21 protein-coding genes are annotated in these 14,557 nt (G+C 69.2%); 2 read left to right on the top strand and 19 right to left on the bottom strand.

The annotated features are described in order from the left end of the window. Positions 1 to 56: 56 nt before the first annotated feature. The 12 genes from DFP89_RS20105 to DFP89_RS08235 all read right to left on the bottom strand — a co-directional run bounded on the left by DFP89_RS20105 (position 57) and on the right by DFP89_RS08235 (position 8,052). Positions 57 to 287: a hypothetical protein gene (locus tag DFP89_RS20105; RefSeq protein ID WP_147273289.1), complete on the bottom strand. Its 231-nt coding sequence runs from the start codon at positions 285 to 287 to the stop codon at positions 57 to 59. Next, positions 280 to 381, bottom strand: coding sequence for a DUF3789 domain-containing protein (locus tag DFP89_RS21235; protein WP_099649430.1), 102 nt, complete (start codon positions 379 to 381; stop codon positions 280 to 282). Before DFP89_RS21235 ends, DFP89_RS20105 begins: the two co-directional genes overlap by 8 nt. After that, on the bottom strand, positions 374 to 604 hold the full coding sequence (locus tag DFP89_RS08195) for a hypothetical protein (RefSeq protein ID WP_099649431.1): 231 nt from the start codon (positions 602 to 604) through the stop codon (positions 374 to 376). Before DFP89_RS08195 ends, DFP89_RS21235 begins: the two co-directional genes overlap by 8 nt. Positions 605 to 607: 3 nt before the next feature. After that, positions 608 to 1,267 carry a lysozyme gene (locus DFP89_RS08200; protein WP_099649432.1) on the bottom strand — a complete coding sequence of 220 codons (660 nt, stop codon included), beginning with the start codon at positions 1,265 to 1,267 and terminating at the stop codon, positions 608 to 610. A 128-nt stretch (positions 1,268 to 1,395) separates the two neighbouring features. Further along, a complete protein-coding gene (locus DFP89_RS08205; RefSeq protein WP_099649433.1) occupies positions 1,396 to 1,746 on the bottom strand; it encodes a hypothetical protein in 351 nt (116 codons plus the stop codon). Next, the gene (locus tag DFP89_RS08210) at positions 1,743 to 2,369 is read right to left on the bottom strand and encodes a DUF2460 domain-containing protein (RefSeq protein ID WP_099649434.1); all 627 of its coding nucleotides are present in this window, start codon (positions 2,367 to 2,369) and stop codon (positions 1,743 to 1,745) included. The genes DFP89_RS08205 and DFP89_RS08210 overlap by 4 nt, the downstream gene beginning before the upstream one ends. Next, the gene (locus DFP89_RS08215; protein ID WP_114348931.1) at positions 2,369 to 4,828 is read right to left on the bottom strand and encodes a phage tail tape measure C-terminal domain-containing protein; all 2,460 of its coding nucleotides are present in this window, start codon (positions 4,826 to 4,828) and stop codon (positions 2,369 to 2,371) included. Before DFP89_RS08215 ends, DFP89_RS08210 begins: the two co-directional genes overlap by 1 nt. Then, positions 4,821 to 4,949 (bottom strand): DUF7697 family protein, encoded by a 129-nt coding sequence (locus DFP89_RS21015; RefSeq protein WP_268877975.1) that lies wholly within the window; start codon positions 4,947 to 4,949, stop codon positions 4,821 to 4,823. The genes DFP89_RS08215 and DFP89_RS21015 overlap by 8 nt, the downstream gene beginning before the upstream one ends. A gap of 98 nt (positions 4,950 to 5,047) precedes the next feature. Continuing rightward, positions 5,048 to 5,503 (bottom strand): hypothetical protein, encoded by a 456-nt coding sequence (locus DFP89_RS08220; protein ID WP_099649436.1) that lies wholly within the window; start codon positions 5,501 to 5,503, stop codon positions 5,048 to 5,050. An 18-nt stretch (positions 5,504 to 5,521) separates the two neighbouring features. After that, positions 5,522 to 6,454, bottom strand: a complete 933-nt coding sequence (locus DFP89_RS08225) for an IS110 family transposase (RefSeq protein ID WP_028718737.1) — start codon at positions 6,452 to 6,454, stop codon at positions 5,522 to 5,524. A 209-nt stretch (positions 6,455 to 6,663) separates the two neighbouring features. Beyond that, positions 6,664 to 7,608, bottom strand: coding sequence for a phage tail tube protein (locus DFP89_RS08230; RefSeq protein WP_097031797.1), 945 nt, complete (start codon positions 7,606 to 7,608; stop codon positions 6,664 to 6,666). Positions 7,609 to 7,632: 24 nt separating this feature from the next. Then, positions 7,633 to 8,052 carry an acyl-CoA transferase gene (locus DFP89_RS08235; protein ID WP_097031798.1) on the bottom strand — a complete coding sequence of 140 codons (420 nt, stop codon included), beginning with the start codon at positions 8,050 to 8,052 and terminating at the stop codon, positions 7,633 to 7,635. Positions 8,053 to 8,139: 87 nt separating this feature from the next. Here DFP89_RS08235 and DFP89_RS20110 point away from each other — a divergent pair, with 87 nt between their 5' ends. After that, entirely contained in the window at positions 8,140 to 8,517 is a 378-nt protein-coding gene (locus DFP89_RS20110) for a hypothetical protein (protein WP_141400098.1), read from the top strand. A 42-nt stretch (positions 8,518 to 8,559) separates the two neighbouring features. Here the strand turns inward: DFP89_RS20110 and DFP89_RS08240 are convergent, their stop codons facing one another. Further along, on the bottom strand, positions 8,560 to 9,192 hold the full coding sequence (locus DFP89_RS08240) for a DUF6441 family protein (protein ID WP_097031799.1): 633 nt from the start codon (positions 9,190 to 9,192) through the stop codon (positions 8,560 to 8,562). A 5-nt stretch (positions 9,193 to 9,197) separates the two neighbouring features. After that, complete coding sequence (locus DFP89_RS08245) at positions 9,198 to 9,512, bottom strand: head-tail joining protein (protein WP_097031800.1); 315 nt, start codon at positions 9,510 to 9,512, stop codon at positions 9,198 to 9,200. 15 nt (positions 9,513 to 9,527) lie between these two features. On the opposite strand from DFP89_RS08245, the gene DFP89_RS08250 reads away from it, so the two are divergent. Further along, positions 9,528 to 10,373, top strand: a complete 846-nt coding sequence (locus DFP89_RS08250; protein ID WP_097031801.1) for a PGN_0703 family putative restriction endonuclease — start codon at positions 9,528 to 9,530, stop codon at positions 10,371 to 10,373. Position 10,374: 1 nt separating this feature from the next. Here DFP89_RS08250 and DFP89_RS08255 read toward each other — a convergent pair whose 3' ends face one another. Genes DFP89_RS08255 through DFP89_RS08275 form a run of 5 tightly spaced genes read right to left on the bottom strand, consistent with a single transcriptional unit; the run spans position 10,375 to position 14,554 of the window. Beyond that, a complete protein-coding gene (locus tag DFP89_RS08255; protein WP_097031802.1) occupies positions 10,375 to 11,388 on the bottom strand; it encodes a major capsid protein in 1,014 nt (337 codons plus the stop codon). A 25-nt stretch (positions 11,389 to 11,413) separates the two neighbouring features. Beyond that, the gene (locus DFP89_RS08260; protein ID WP_097031803.1) at positions 11,414 to 11,779 is read right to left on the bottom strand and encodes a head decoration protein; all 366 of its coding nucleotides are present in this window, start codon (positions 11,777 to 11,779) and stop codon (positions 11,414 to 11,416) included. A gap of 4 nt (positions 11,780 to 11,783) precedes the next feature. Continuing rightward, on the bottom strand, positions 11,784 to 12,809 hold the full coding sequence (locus DFP89_RS08265; RefSeq protein WP_097031804.1) for a head maturation protease, ClpP-related: 1,026 nt from the start codon (positions 12,807 to 12,809) through the stop codon (positions 11,784 to 11,786). Between the two features lie 4 nt (positions 12,810 to 12,813). Then, entirely contained in the window at positions 12,814 to 14,334 is a 1,521-nt protein-coding gene (locus DFP89_RS08270) for a phage portal protein (protein WP_232525879.1), read from the bottom strand. Between the two features lie 4 nt (positions 14,335 to 14,338). Further along, positions 14,339 to 14,554 carry a phage head-tail joining protein gene (locus DFP89_RS08275; RefSeq protein ID WP_093359498.1) on the bottom strand — a complete coding sequence of 72 codons (216 nt, stop codon included), beginning with the start codon at positions 14,552 to 14,554 and terminating at the stop codon, positions 14,339 to 14,341. Positions 14,555 to 14,557: the final 3 nt, after the last annotated feature.

Here is a 14,557-nt window from a genome sequence, read left to right on the forward strand (position 1 = left end):
CAGTCTCGGCGGGCGGCCGGGCGAGCCGCGCCTCGGCGTAGGAGGCGCAGCCGGCGTCACCACCGCCCATCGTTGCGGCGCAGCCGGTCAGCGGGATCGCCAGCGCCGCGGCCATCACGAACCGCATCCCGCCCGCGCTCGACACGGTTGTTCTTGTCTTTGATCGCATCGCGTTCCGCCTCCCGTTTGCCTGCACGTTCCCCTTCCACTCGGCCCCAGACCCGGCCGAGGACGACGCCCCCGACCGCGCCGAGAGCCGCGACCAGCCAGATGAGGAGTTCAGCCATCGTCCCGCTCCCCGCGTGCGGCGGCCATGCAGAGGGCGACGACGAATACGCCGAGGCAGCCGCCCACGACGACACCTGCGAAGAACTCAAGCATCGCCGCGGAACCCGCGCTCGATCCGGTCCCGCAGACCGATCAGGCCCAGACCGAGGAACATGAGCCCCGCGGGCGAAGCGTCCCCCGAGCCGGCGAGCAGTGCGACGAGGCGGGACACTTCCCCGAGCGGCCCGGTCGCGGGCAACGCGAGAGAGGCAATGCCGGTGAGCATGGCGAGCAGTCCCGCCCACCAGGTGAGCGAGGTCGGACGAATGTAGCGCATGGGTCAGGCCCTCCGGATCAGGATGGAGAAGAAGGCGGCCAGGCGGGCGAGCCAGCCGGTCGGCGCGTCGGGAGCAAGATCGAAGACCGGCGGTCTCGGCAGCGGCGACGGCCGCAGCAGGGCCAGAGCCTCGTCTTCCGTCAGGCGGCGGATCGGCCTGGAGAAGTCCACGCGGCCCGCGCGGTCCACGGACCAGACCGGGATCGTGCCGCCGGGATATTGGCCGTGGCGGAACAGGTCGCGCTCGGCTTCGCGGCGCGGGATGATGGAGGCCGGTCGCCGCCAGTTCAGAAACGCGTCGGCGGCTGCAACGCGATTGCCGGCGTTGAGGTGCCGGGTGAGCGCGGCCTTCGCGATGCCGCCGGTGTTGTAGTGAAAGCTGACCAGCGCATCGAACTCGTGCGGCGCCAGCGGAACCTTCACGGCGCGCAGGACAGCGGCCTCGTAGCGGGCGAGGTCGGCATGGAAGACCCGGAACGCCTCGCGGATCCCGGCGTCGAGATCGGCGGGCATGCCGCGCGGCATCGTGGACGGATCGGGCTCCCCGGCGGCAGCCGTGTGGCCGATGCCGAAGGTCCAGACCTTTTTCACATCAAGATAGGGTCCGGGCACGAGTCCTTCGTGCCGGACGAGGGCCAGCAGGCCCCGGTCGGTCATGTGCATGAGATTACCGGAGAAGCGAGAGGATCAGGATCAGTGCCGCGACGGCAAGGCCAATGCGCAGGCGATGGGCGAAAGCCTGCCGTGGAGCGGAAGGCTCGCAGCGGAGGGAGCGCGCGAGGCGAATGAGCTCATTCATCGCCGCGGCCTTCGTTGGCGCGGCGGAGGCGGGCGAGCAGCATCTCGATGAAGGCCGGTCCGAAGACCCCGACGAGATAGGCCGCCGAACCCGCCGCTCCGCCTGCGGGGATCGCCTCGGGCGGCAGACTGAGCCAGGCGGTGATCACGGCCATGGAGAGGCTGCCCATCCCGGCGGCGATCAGCCCGCCGAGCAGGATGTGCCGCAGCGCATCGCGCAGCCGCATCTTCGTGGTCAGTGCGTTCGTGGCGCCGCCGAGCGCGCCCCAGGCGGCGAGGATCACGGCGGTCGAGGCCGCGAGCTCGCGTAGGACGGCTGCGACGAAGCTGCCGGTGTCGTTCATCGCCGGATCTCCAGCAGCGGAATGGAGGTGATCGAGCCGAGCCGCTCGAGGTCGAGCGTCACGTCGAGCGCGTCGGTGTCGAAACGGACTGGCACGTCGAAGGTGAAGCCCGCTGTGACGGCGACGCCAGCGCCCGGCGCGACGCCGAAGGTGACGACGCCGGTCGTGGCGTCGACCGACCAGCCGGAGAGCTGCTCGACGCCCGCCACCGCGATGCGCACGGTTCCGGTCACCGGTTTGGCTATGGCGCGTGTCCAAGTTTGCGCGCCGGAGGCGTAGCGCTTCACCAGCTGGAAGGCGCTCGTCGTGCCGTCGCCGGTGCCGATCGCCTGATCGGTCGGCGCTGGCGTCTGGGACGGCAGGCAGGACTTGTGATCGCCCCAGTCCTTGAACCGAAAGCCATGCAGCCGCCCATTCCGTGCCTCGAAGAAGGCGACGACGGCGGCGAGATCATCGGCGCGGCGGATGCCGTAGGCGACATCGTAGCGGCGGCGCGAGTTGGCCCAGCTCGCATTGCGCTCCTCGTCGCCCGAGGCGAGCTCGACGATCTGCGTCCGCCGCTCGGGCCCGCCGCGCGCGCCGCGACTGATGTTGTCGGGGAACCGGACCTCGTGAAACGCCATCACATGCCCCTCCGCCCGAGCGAGACCGCACGGGCGATGTCTGCCGCAACCTGCGTCCGCGACTGCCGGAAGCTCTCGGCGTCACGTGCCATGATGGTGACGTTGACGCCGCCGCCCGCGCCGTAGCTCTGCGCCTCGCGCCTCGAGAGCACCCGCTCGCCCCGCTGGAGGATAGCGGGCACCTCATCATGCCGAAGCCCCGCCATCCCGCCGGAATGCATCCGCGGCGCGGCGGCGAAGACCATCGCCGGGACCATCCTCGTGGGCCCAGCCGATCCGACCATCCCGCCCGCATGCAGGACGTTGGCGTAGGTGAGCGGGGACCGTGGCCCCAGTGGGGCCGCGTAAGCCCCGCGAACGCCCGCCCCGGAGAACACGCCGGAGAGCGCGTTTGCGATCGGTCCGAGGATGAAGCGCCGCGCCGCCAGCTGGGCGAGATCGGCCAGCAGCGAGGTGATCAGATCGCGAAAATTCAGCTTGCCGGTCTTCACGAACTCGCCGACCGCGGTCTCGGCGGACTGGAAGGCGCCGACGAGGCTCTGGCCGATGTCGCCACCGATCTCGCGCGCCTTGCTGGCGTAGTCCGACAGCGCCGCCGTGACCGCCTGCCAGCCGGTGACGGCCGTCTCCACATTCGGCTCGGCCGCGGCAGCCGCAGCACCCGCGGCGGTTCCGGCGTCGGTCGCAGCTTGTCCCGCGCCGTCGAGCGCGGTCTCGAACCGCTCCGCCGCGGTCGTCGCCTCGGCCAGCGCATCGGCCCCGTCCTCGTCGGTTGCGCGGACGGCATCCCGCAGGGCCTGCCAGCTTTCGAGGGGCGCGCGGGCCCCTTCCGCCAGATCGCGCGCGGCGCCCCTATAGAGGTTGGCGGACTCGAGCGCCCGGTTTGCTGCCTCGGTCAGACCGAGGTCGGGTGCGGTCAGCGGGTTCTCCTCGAAGGCCCGGTCGAACGCCGCCTGCGCCGCCGTCGTGGCAGCACTGGCCGCGCCCTCGAAACGGTTCTCGATCTCGCCGAGATCGAGGTCGCGCACCAGCGAGATGCGGCGCTCGGACCCGAGCGCTTCGAGACCGGCGTTGATGCCGCCGATGAAGCCGTTGATGCGCGAGACCACGCCGTTCAGCATCGCCTCGACACCGTCGACGAGGCTGTTCGCTGCCTGGAACGCGAGATCGCCGATGGCGGCGGGCAGCAGACCCCAGATCGCCTTGATCGCCTCGTAGGCGCCCTCGAACGTGTTCGCGGCGGTGTTGCCGAAAGCCACGACGCTCTCGATGGCGCTCTTCATGCCCGAGGCGGCATCGGCCTTCAGGTCGAAGAACATCGCCGTGGCGGCCGCGCCCGCCGCGGCCGCACCCATGCGGATCCGCTCCCAGACCTCGACGGCGAGGTCCTTCAGGAGCGACATCGCCTCGCCGAAGCCGCCCGCGCCGGAGACAAGCCGGGCGAACTGGTAGACGAGTTCTCCCGCGCCGACGATGAGCGCGCCGATGCCGGTGCGGATCAGCGCGCCGCGCAGGACGACCAGCGCCGTGGCGAGGCCGCGCACGGAGAGCGCCGCAGCGGCCATGCCAGCGACCCAGCGGCCAGCGAGGAAGGCCGCGAAGGTGGCGGCATAGGTGGTCAGGCGGCCGATATTGTCGAAGAGACCGCGAATGGCGATGCCGAGCGGCCCGGTGCGGCTGGCAATGGCGGCCATGGCGTTGGCGACAGCCTCGAGCGCCGGGGCTGCGGCGACGGCCAGCTGGTTCGAGAGCCCGCGCCAGATCAGCCCGAGGCGCGAGATTGCGTCGTTCGTCCGCTCGATCTGATCGGCATCCTGCTCCGAGACGACGACGCCGAAGGCGAGCACGTCCTCCGTCGCCTGGCGCAGCGTCGCGGTGTCGATCCGCGACATGGCGATGGAGCCTTCCTCGCCGAAAAGCTGACCTGCCACGGCCGCGCGCTCGGCGGCAGGCACGAAGCTCTCGATGGCCGCGTTGATCGCGCCGACCCGCTGGTCCAGCGGCAGCGCAATCAGGTCGGTGGCCGACAGCCCCAGCCGGTCGAGCGCGTCGGCGGCGGGACCGGTCCCGGCGGCCGCCTGGCTGAGTCGCCGCGTCAGGTCCTTCGTCGCCTGCTCGATGCCGGACATGGACACACCAGCCAGCTCGCCCGCGCGCTCCAGCGTCTGGATCGAGGCGACGGTGGTGCCGAGGGACTGGGCGAGCTTGGCCTGCGCATCGACCGTCTGCAGACCGGAGCGGATCATCGCCACGCCCGCCGCGGCGGCAGCTGCAACTGCGGCGGCAGCGGCTACGGCAACGCGACGGGAAAATGCCGCTAGCCTCGCGTTCGCGGCCTCCATCTCCCGGCTCAGCCGTCCGAAGCCGCGCGACCCGGCCTCGCCCACGCCTTCCAGCTCGGCGCGCACCTGCCGTCCGCCCACGGCCGCGAGGCGGACGCTGACCCTCTTCTCAGCCATGGGAGTGCTCCATCTGCTCGTTGAGCTTGGCGACCATCACCGCTTCGATGACAGGCAGCAGTTCGGCCATGGCGAGCGGCGGCACGCCGAGTGCGTCACCGAGCGCGAGCGCCGCCGACATGTCCCAGCCGGTCACCGCGCCGGGCAGGACACGCAGCTGGCCGCCGAGTCGGCCGACAAGGTCCCAGACCTGCCAACCCTCCGGCGTTGCCGGACGGTTCAGCCGCGCCGGGCAGTCCGGGCAGGCTTGCTCGCGGCCCTCGTAGGGTGCGCAGGCTTCGCAGTAGCGCTCGCCCCCGCCGAAGGACCATTCAGCGAGGGCGCAGAGGCGTTTTTTTCCTGTTCCAGCAGCAGGCCCTTCGAGACGTAGGTCAGCTGGAACGCCTCGAAGATCGGCCAGACATCGAGCAGCGCGTCGATGGCCTCGGGGCTCGGATCGATGGGCTTGCCGTCCGCATCGCCGATACCGTCCCAGGCGAGCACCGCGCGACGCGCCAGTGCTTTTGCAAAAGCGACGGCGCGCTCCTCGTCGGAGGCGTCCTCGGGCACCCCCTCGACAGCGGGATCGCTGCGTGTCGCGACCATCAGCGCGGTGGTCAATGGGCGGAGTTGCACCCGCACGCCGGGGGTGAGGTCATGCCAGCGCGGGGCGTTGGTCAGGTCGAGCGTCAGCATCAATAGTATCCGTTTTGATCAAGGGTTGATTTCGGCCCATTTCCGGTCGTCCCGGATCAGGGCGTTGGCGAGGACGATGAGCTTTCGCATCACCGCCGTGATGGCGACTTTCCAGGGCTTTCCGGCAGCGATGAGCGTCCGGTGGACTTGCTGGAGCGGGGCGTTGAAGCGGGTCGCGATCACAGCGGGCATGAACAGCATGCAACGGAGAGCAGTGCGGCCTCCGCCGATACGGGCCTTGCCCTTCCACGTTCCCGACTGCCGCGTGATAGGTGCGAGGCCTGCGAGGCTCGCAGCTTCCTTCGAACTCATCGCCCCGAGCTCCGGCATCTCGATGATCAGGGCGATGGCGGCGACGGGCCCGACGCCGGGGATCGACGTCAGGATCTCGTAGCGCCTGGCGAGCCCGGGATCGGCTTTGATCCGGGAGCGCAGTTCCCTGTCGATCTGCGCGATCTGGGTGTCGATCTGGCGAAGGCGCGCGCGCAGCTGCGCCAGGACGATCTTGTTGCGCGCCATGCCGATCCGGTTTCGGCAGGCCGTCCGATCCTTGATCAGAGCAACCCGAGCGACATGCAGCTCCTTGATTTCGTGCAGTTCGTCAGTTTTGACCGGGGTCGCCTCGAGGCCGAGCACGGTACCCATCCGTGCAAGCATCTCCGCATCGACGCGGTCGGTCTTCGCTCCCTGTCCGGTAGCCTGCGCGAAGCGTCGCGCCCGTGCGGGGTTCACCTTGACGTTGTGATGGCCGAAAGCCGCAAGCGCGGCCTCCAGATCGCGGTGATAGCGCCCGGTCGCCTCGTAGACGACGCGGAGCGGTGCCGCCCCGAGCCACTTGCGCATGGCCTTCAAGCCGGACGCGTCGTTGCCGAAGCGGGCTCGTTTGCCGTCCGAGATACGGTAGATGTCGAGTGTGGTCTTCGAGATGTCGATCCCGATAGTGTCGGTCATGGTCTTTTCGCCTCCTGGCCTTGTCATTCGGGGCAAGGACGCGAGGTCTTCCCCATGTATCCGTTCAGGACATTCGAAAAGGCGGGGGCGATCACACTACTGACCGGCCCTCTCCGACCATCTCCACAACGATCCGTCCCCCGCCGCTGTCCGGCATATTTGAGGTGCCGGACAGCGGCTCCCGTATCGCACGGGAACCGGGGGAAATCTTAAGACAAGGTCTCCACGTCGTTCACGAGGGTTGCGGTGCACATCCGGCCGACGACGCTGTCGCGCGCCGCCTGCCAGTCGAAGGTGGCCTGCACGCCTTGCGGCCCCGAGATCTCGATGCGCGGACGCGGCAGGTAGACGGCGTGCACGGTGAAGGTGAAGCTTTCGCCGGACGGCAGGAGGTAGGCGAACTCCATCTCGCAGGCCTCGCCGTTGATTGCCTGCGTCACCAGCGTCTGGTCGGCGAAGCGCACCTCGATCCGGCCGGTCAGCGCGGCGATGGACGGGTCCGCGCCGTCGATGCGGCCATCCGAGCGGATGGTCTCGATCCGGTCGAGGTTGTTGGCATAGGTGATCTCGGCCGAGACCACGTTGCCGAGGGCGGACCCATTCCGCGTGATCGCCCCGTTGAAATGCCCGAAGCGCTTCAGCTCCAGCGCGGCGGGCGTTCCGGCGCTGGTCGTGGTGCCGACCGTCTCGCCCTGCGCCACCAGCCGGGCTGTCGCGGTCAGGAGCCCGGATCGCTGCATCTGCCAGGTGATCTGGTCGAGCACGCAGCCCGAGTACATCGCGTAGCGCGGCACCTCGGGCATGCCGGTCTCGATCGACATGCTGGGCAGCGTCCAGGACCCCGACTGGAACTCGTGGCTGTAGGGCGCCTCCGCACCCGTGGTCGTCGGTGTCCCGAAGGCCGCCTTCAGCCAGAACCCGAAAGCCTCGGCGTCGAGCGGCACGACGACGTCGCCATCGGCCGTGACCGCATCCTTGATCGGCGCCAGCGGATCGCGGCCGTAGCCGAGAAGCTCCGAGTTCAGCAGTGGCTGCTCGGCGCCGAGCGAGGTGCTGGCGAAGGGCATGCGGGTGAAGCCGCTGGCGGGCGGCGTTCCATAGGTCGTCTCGAACGCAAGCGCCATCAGCGCCCGCGCCCCCTGGGCTCGTGCCATGGTGTTCTCCTCGGGTTGTCGGGATCAGCCGAGCGGATCGGCCGTGGAATAGTGCAGCACCACCGGGATCACGGCCGCCTTCAGGCTGGCCGCGCCCTCGACCGGCAGATCGACCGGGCGCGGGGCTTCGGCCTCGACCCAGTCGCAGAGCCCGCCCAGCGTCCGGTCGGCGGCAAGCGCTGCGCCGATGCTGGCGGTCAGCGTGTCGAACGCAGCGTCGCGATCGGCGCCCTGAACGACCGCCTCGATCTCGGCGCGGTGCTGGTAGTGGTAGCGCAGGGGCGACAGCGTGACTTCGGGCTCGCCTGGTTCGCCGTCGCGCAGGATCAGCAGGCCTTCGGCCGGGACGCGCTCGGGTAGCACCTCGCCGCGGAGGGCGGTGGCGGGCAGCGCCGAGAGCCGCGCGTGCAGCGCGGTGAGGATGGTTTCGCGAGGGGTGGGCATATCTGTCACGCGACTCCGCGCTTGACGTTTGTTTCGAGGGTGTTTGGATTAATGAAGGCCGCGCGGAACCAAGCGGTGGGAGGAAAGATGCTGCTTGATCCGCATAGACTCGAAGAACAGCTACGAGCGGCAACAGCCATCGATGCTGCCGTCCGCGACGCCTATTTGACCTTTGCCCATGCTCATTTTCCTGGCGGGACCACGGTGCGCCCGGCCGGACATGGTTACATAGAACGAGAACTTCGTTTCGAAGCCAAGGGCGACTGGCTGTATTCAGCTGTCCTGAATCAGAAGTGGGTCCTGTGGTACTTTCGGAAGCCTGCCTTGAATGCAGGGCTTATTGATCCGGGCAAGACCAAAGAGCACTTTCCCGCTTCGGAAGAAACGTCACGCGGGGAAATCAAGCTTCGAGTTCGTAGTTCGCCAGAGGCACTTGCTGTGTTGAAGTGGGTGGGCGCTGAATAATGCGCTCCGTCGAGCGTCCGGTTTATTCCAATGGTTGCGCACTCATCCAAGCCGCCCCTCAACCCAATTCGCCACGATCAGACCCGGCACGCTGTCCAGCGCCCGCTCGGCATCCCGGTCTAGGTTGAGCCGCTTCGGCAGCTTGACCTGCGGCACCAGCAGGAAGATCGGCACCGTCGTGCGCCCGCGGCCAGTCTTCGAGCGTGACGCGACACCGAGCCCACGACTGTTCAGCCGTCCCTCTGCCACCAGCAGGCTGGGCCCGCGGCGACGGTAGACGAAGCGGAGCCGCAGCCCCCGGCGGCGCTCCCATTCGCCGGGGGTGATCCTGCCGCCGCGCAGGCCGCGTCCGGCGGCTGGCGTCGGGATCGCAAGCCAGAACCCGTCCTTGGAGCGGATCAGCGGCCCGGTGTCGTGAGCGCCGACGATGACCGGGGCCTTGGACCACACGAGCGCCGCGGCGTTCAGGCTCTCGCCGGCCTTCGGGAAGGTCTGGCTCCGGATCGAGTTGGCGAGCCGCCGGCCGAGCCCCGCGCCGGTGATCTGGCCGCGCCAGGCGGTCTTCAGCCCGGTGCCCGCCTCGCGCATAGCGGCGGTGACGGCCTTCTCTCCGGCCTTCACCTCTGCCGCCATGGCGGCGACGAGGTCCGGGGTGATGTCGAGCTTCAGCTTCATCGCGATCAGGCCGGACGCAGATCCACTGTCCAGACCAGCCGTTCGCGGTCGCGGACGGGCTCGCCCTGGATGAGGAAGGCCTCGCCGTCGATCTCGATGCGGTCGCCGGGACGCGGGTTGGCCACCTCGGAAAGGCGCAGATCGAGCCGGGTGCTCTCCGACCAGATCCGCGCCTCGCCGAAACTGGTGACGTCGTCGGGGCGCCGCAGGATGGCGCGGACCAGCGAAGGCGCGCCGCCCTCGGCGATGTAGACGATGTCACTCGCGAGATGCGCATCCGCGAAGAGCGCCTCGAGGGCGGATGCGAACGCGCTGGCCATGGCTATACTGCTCCCATGAAACAGGAATCGATTTCAGAACGCCCGACGAGGGTCCGAGCCGTCCAGGCGCTGTCAGAGGCGTTCATGGGCCAGCACCCGGACACGTCCCTCGACCCGAAGGGCTACGTTGCAGATTTTCGCGACACCCTGCTTCCGCAGGTCACGCTGAAGGATTTCGAAGCAGACCTGTCCTCAGGCGACGGCAACGAGCTGCAGACCAAGTTCCGGGCGGCCCATTCTTCATCTGGGCTGGCGGTCAACTGCTTCGCGCCGTTTCGGAGCCGGATCGCCGACCTCGCCATGCCGATGGCTGCCGGTTTCGACGATCTTCGCTTCGAACGGAAATGCCCCACCGGACTCCGCGGCGGCCGTGCACCCAACCTCGATGTCGTGCTTTCGGGCCCCGGCGGCGTGGTCGGGATCGAGTCGAAGCTGACCGAACACCTGTCGCCCCACCGAGCCGAATTCTCACCCGCATACGAGGAGCAGATCAGAGACTCGCGGCGCGACCAGGGATACTTCCGCGAAATGCTGCGCCTCCGGGATCGGCCAGACAAGTACACCTGGCTCGACGCTGCGCAGCTTATCAAGCATGCGTTCGGACTGGCACGCAGCTTCCCCGACCGACCGGTGACGCTGCTTTATCTGTTCTGGGAGCCCGCGAACCCAACCGCCGGTCCCGAGTTTGTGGCCCATCGAGACGAGATCGAGGAGTTCAGGGCGCGCGTGGCAGGATCATCGCCGGCGTTCGAGGCGATGAGCTATCCCGAACTCTGGCGCTTCTGGCAGGATACCGAACCGGCCGACTGGCTGGTCCGGCATCTCAGCGATCTTCACGCCCGATACGGCGTCACGCTCTGACTCAGGTCCGCCGTGCCGAGCGCAACACCTGCGGCCGTGTGCAGATCGGGAGCGGGTTGCTCTCGATCTCCAGCCGCACCCATTCGTCGCGGTCCCGGTCGGGGATCGTCCGGGCATAGAGCGGCTGGCCCAGCGTGTTCACCGTCTCGAAGGTGTCGGCTGGGGCGTAGTAGATCTCGAAGAGCCCCTCGATGCCTTCGGGATAGAAGAACGCCTTGTCGGCCGGGACCGTGAAGCCGACCCCGCCCCGGTAGCGGCGGAAGGTGATGCCGCCGAAGCTCACCTCGTCGGCCACGCGGCCGCGCAGGTCGGCGGCGGCTGCGGTATTGAGGTAAGTCTCCCGTACCTCCTTGTGGGCGACGAGATCGGCGAAGAAGGCCGAGCCGCATTCGGCACGAACCTGAACGGCGCCGGCCGAGAGCCCGCCCATCGAGTCCTCGACGCTCTCGATCAGCGCCTGGCAGCGCTTGCGCAGCGCCCCGGAGGCGGGGGTCGCGTTGTCGAGATCGAAGTCGATCTCGGCCGCCGGTGTGATCCCGAACTCGGTGAAGTAGTTCACCACCGTGGCGTGGTCCTTCGGGTCCTTCACCAGCCCCTGGATGCCGTTCAGCAGGTGGTACTCAAAAGTGGTCTCGGCGTCCTGGCGGAGCTTCCTGAGCCGGTAGGCCACTTCGGTCTGCACCTGTTGGGTTGCGCTTTCCGAGCCAAAGTCGCGGACGGACTGGATCTCGGAGGCCCAGAGCACGTCCTGCTTCTTGAACTGGCGGCAGACGAAGGCGCGCATCTCGCGGCGATCAGGAACCTGCTGCTCGTAGGCCGAGCCGCGCTCGGAGAACGGGATCAGCGACAGCGTGCCGTCCCGGCTCTCGATGACGACCGTGCGGGAGCGCACGCCGCGCGGGCTGAAGAGGGCCGAGCCCGAGAGCAGCGCGGGCTTGAAGGGGATGTTCTCGAGCGCGCGGGTCAGCTCGACGATGGTGAAGGCATCGCCTTCGAAGATGTCCATGGTGGCCATGAGGATGCCTCCTGTCGGGATTGGATCAGCGGACGAGGATGCCCGCGGCGAGGAGCGCCGTGTGGGCGGCCGCGATCTCGCCCTCGCTGGGGGTGCCCGCGAAGAAGAGGTCGTGGCGGTTGACGATGGCGGGTCCGCGAACGACGGCGACGGCGGGCGCATCGCCGGCGCTCGCATCCGCATTGCCCCAGAGCACCGCGACGGCTGTCTCGGTGCCGTCGACGGCGGCGGGATCGTGCGCGGCGTATTTGCCGGACGCGGTGATCTTGCCCAGCACCGTGCCGGGCTCAAGCGTGCCCGAGGCGACGGTGATCGTCTCGCGGGTGTAGTCGCGGAAGGCTTCCCAGACGAGGAAACCGCCGGGGTGCGTGCCTTCGACGAGCGTGGTCATGGTGTCATCCTTTCAGCTTGAAGGTGCGGGCGACGATCTCGCCCCAGGGGCGCGCGGCCGAGGAGCGGCCGGGCTGCGGGTGATGGGGCACGATCTCGGGTTCGGCCTCGGCCTTGGCGGCGAGGAGCGCGGCGCGCACCTCGTCGAGGCTCGCGTTCTCTTCGAGGAAGCGGCCGGCCATCTGCGCCTGGCCGGCAAGGAGGCAGAGATCGATGACGGCGCGGGCGTGGCCGATGGCATCGGCCCGGATCGCGGCGGGATCCGGCGGCGCGCCGCTGGGAGGTGGCGTCTCGGCCGGAGGCTGAGCGGTGTCGGCGGCGGCGGCCTGCTCGTTTTCGACATCAGAAAGCTGATCGCCTTCGGCGGCCTCGTCGGTGTCCTCGTCCGCTTCGATCTCGACGCAGTCGGCCGCGTCGTCGGAGTCCTGATCCGCTTCGACCTGCTCTACCAACACCGGCGGCGCATTGCGGAAGCGCCCAATGTCGAAGTTCGCGGCGATGCGGACGGGCTCGATCAGCCGGTCGGCGAAGCCCTGCGCCACGGCGTCCGACGCGTCGAACCATGTCTCGGCGGCCATGAGCGCGGAGACCTCTTCCGGCGTCCGGCCGGATTTCGCGGCATAGCCGGAGACGAGGCTGCCCTTCACCTTGTCGAGCGCCTCGGCCATGGCGCGCATGTCCTCGGCCGTGCCCATCACGAGGCCGGCCGGGTCGTGGATCATCAGGAAGGCGTTCTCGGGCATGACGATCTCGTCGCCCGCCATGGCGACGTAGGATGCGGCGGAGGCGGCGATGCCGTCGATCCAGACGGTGACCGTGCCCTCGTGGCGCTTCAGCGCGTTGTGGATCGCCACCGCGTCGAAGACCGATCCGCCGGGGCTGTTGAGCCGCAGATCGACAGGCGTGCCCTCAGGCAGCGCGCCCAGTTCTGCCAGAAACCCCTTCGCCGAGACCCCGTAGGCGCCGATCTCGTCATAGATTGCTACTTCCGCACCGGTCCCCCGGGCGCGGATCGCATACCAGCTTGCCATGTCGTCACTCCTGTTCGGTGGCCGGATCGGTCGTCGCCGCTCCGTCGTCCGTGTCGTTGCCGGCGCCGTTGCCGGGCTCGGCCCGCGTTGCCGGCGTCGCGCGGGCGCCCTGCGTCTCGCCGGGGCTCGTGCGGTAGCGAAGGCCGAGACCTGTCGCGCGGGCGGCGTCGGCGGCGTTCTCGCGGTCGATTTCCTCGATGTCGTAGCCGGTGGCCTCGACCACTTTGCGCCGCGACGTGATGCCGGCCTCCATCGCCAGCACCTGTGCCTGGATGTCCTTCAGCGGATCGACCCAGTCCCAGCGCGGCGGGATCCACTGCACCGGTCGCACCTCTGCCGGATCGGCCTCCAGCGCGCCCGACAGGACCGCGGTCTCCAGCCAGCGCCGCCAGACTGCCCGGCAGAGCTGGTGCACGATGACGCCATGCTGCAGCTGGCCGATGCGGCGACGGAACTCGACGAGTTCGGCCCTGAGACTCGAGTAGTTCGCTTGCCGGACATCGCCGGTGACGAGGTGATAGGGCAGCCCAAGCGAGGCCGCGACCGAGAGCAGCGTCCGGTACTGGAACGCCTCGTAGCCGCCGCCGACATCCGCCGGGGACGAGAACTTCACGTCTTCGCCGGGCAGCAGCACCTGCATCGTGCCGGGCTCGAGGCTCGCGATGGCCGCCCCGTCGAGATCCGCCTCCGCCTCTCCCATCATGGGCTCTTCCGGCGCGGTCTTGGTGATGAAGCCCGCGAACATCGCCGCGGTCTTCTTCCGGTCGAGCTCGGCGTCGTCGTACTGGTCGAGCAGGAACAGCCGCACCATGGCCGGCGCGATATGCGGCAGCCCCCGGATCTGGCCCGCGTCGATGGGGCGATAGATGTGCAGCACGTCCGCCGCCGGCACGCGCACCGTCTCCGGGATGGCCGCCCCCTGGTCGGTGCTGTCGCCCGGGTGGCGGCGGCGGAAGTGGTAGGCCACGCGGCGCCCGATGGCATCGAACTCGATCCCGCAGCGGATGCGGTTGCCGTTCGCCGCGGTCTCGGTCTTCTCGAAGGGCAGCATCTCGGACTGGAGAAGCTGCAGCTGCAGCGGGACCAGTAGCCCGTCTTCGACCCGACGCGGGCGCATCCGGACGAAGCATTCGCCGGCCACGAACATCTCCCGCGCGACCATGGCCTGCAGGCCGTAGAAGTCCGTCAGCCCGTCCGCGTCGGCCTCGTCTGTCCAGGCGAGCCAGAGCTGCTGGACCCGGTCGCGGAGATCCGCGTCTCCGATGAGCGAGGACGGCTTGATCCCGTCGCCGACAAGGTTCGCGGCGAAGGCCTCGCAGGCGTTGGCGGCATAGCCGTTGGTCACGACCAGCTCTCGGGACCGCGCCAGCAGACGCGGGCCGCCCGAGGCGACCAGCGCGTTGATGTTCTCGAGCGGCGGGTTCCAGCCGCGCAGCCGACGCTTCGCCATGGCGCCCTCAAGGCGAGCGCGCACGGCGGCGGGGCCGCCGGCGGACCGGCGGCGGAAGCGGTCGAAGAAGCCCATGGGTTCAGAGCCCCTTCGCCGTCGTCACGCGCACATGCCGCACGATCCGACGCCCTTCGGCTGCGGCGATCTCACGGTCCAGCGCTTCGATGGCCCGGTCGATCTCGGCGACGCTGCGATAGTCCACGGTCTTGCCGTCGTAGCTGACCCGCGCCACGCCCGAGGACCGCTGCGCGGTCAGCGCGTCGCGGCGGGCGCGGAGCTCTGCGGCCGTGGCCATGGA

It is taken from the genome of Paracoccus lutimaris, assembly GCF_003337565.1.
Taxonomy (GTDB): Bacteria; Pseudomonadota; Alphaproteobacteria; order Rhodobacterales; family Rhodobacteraceae; genus Paracoccus; species Paracoccus lutimaris.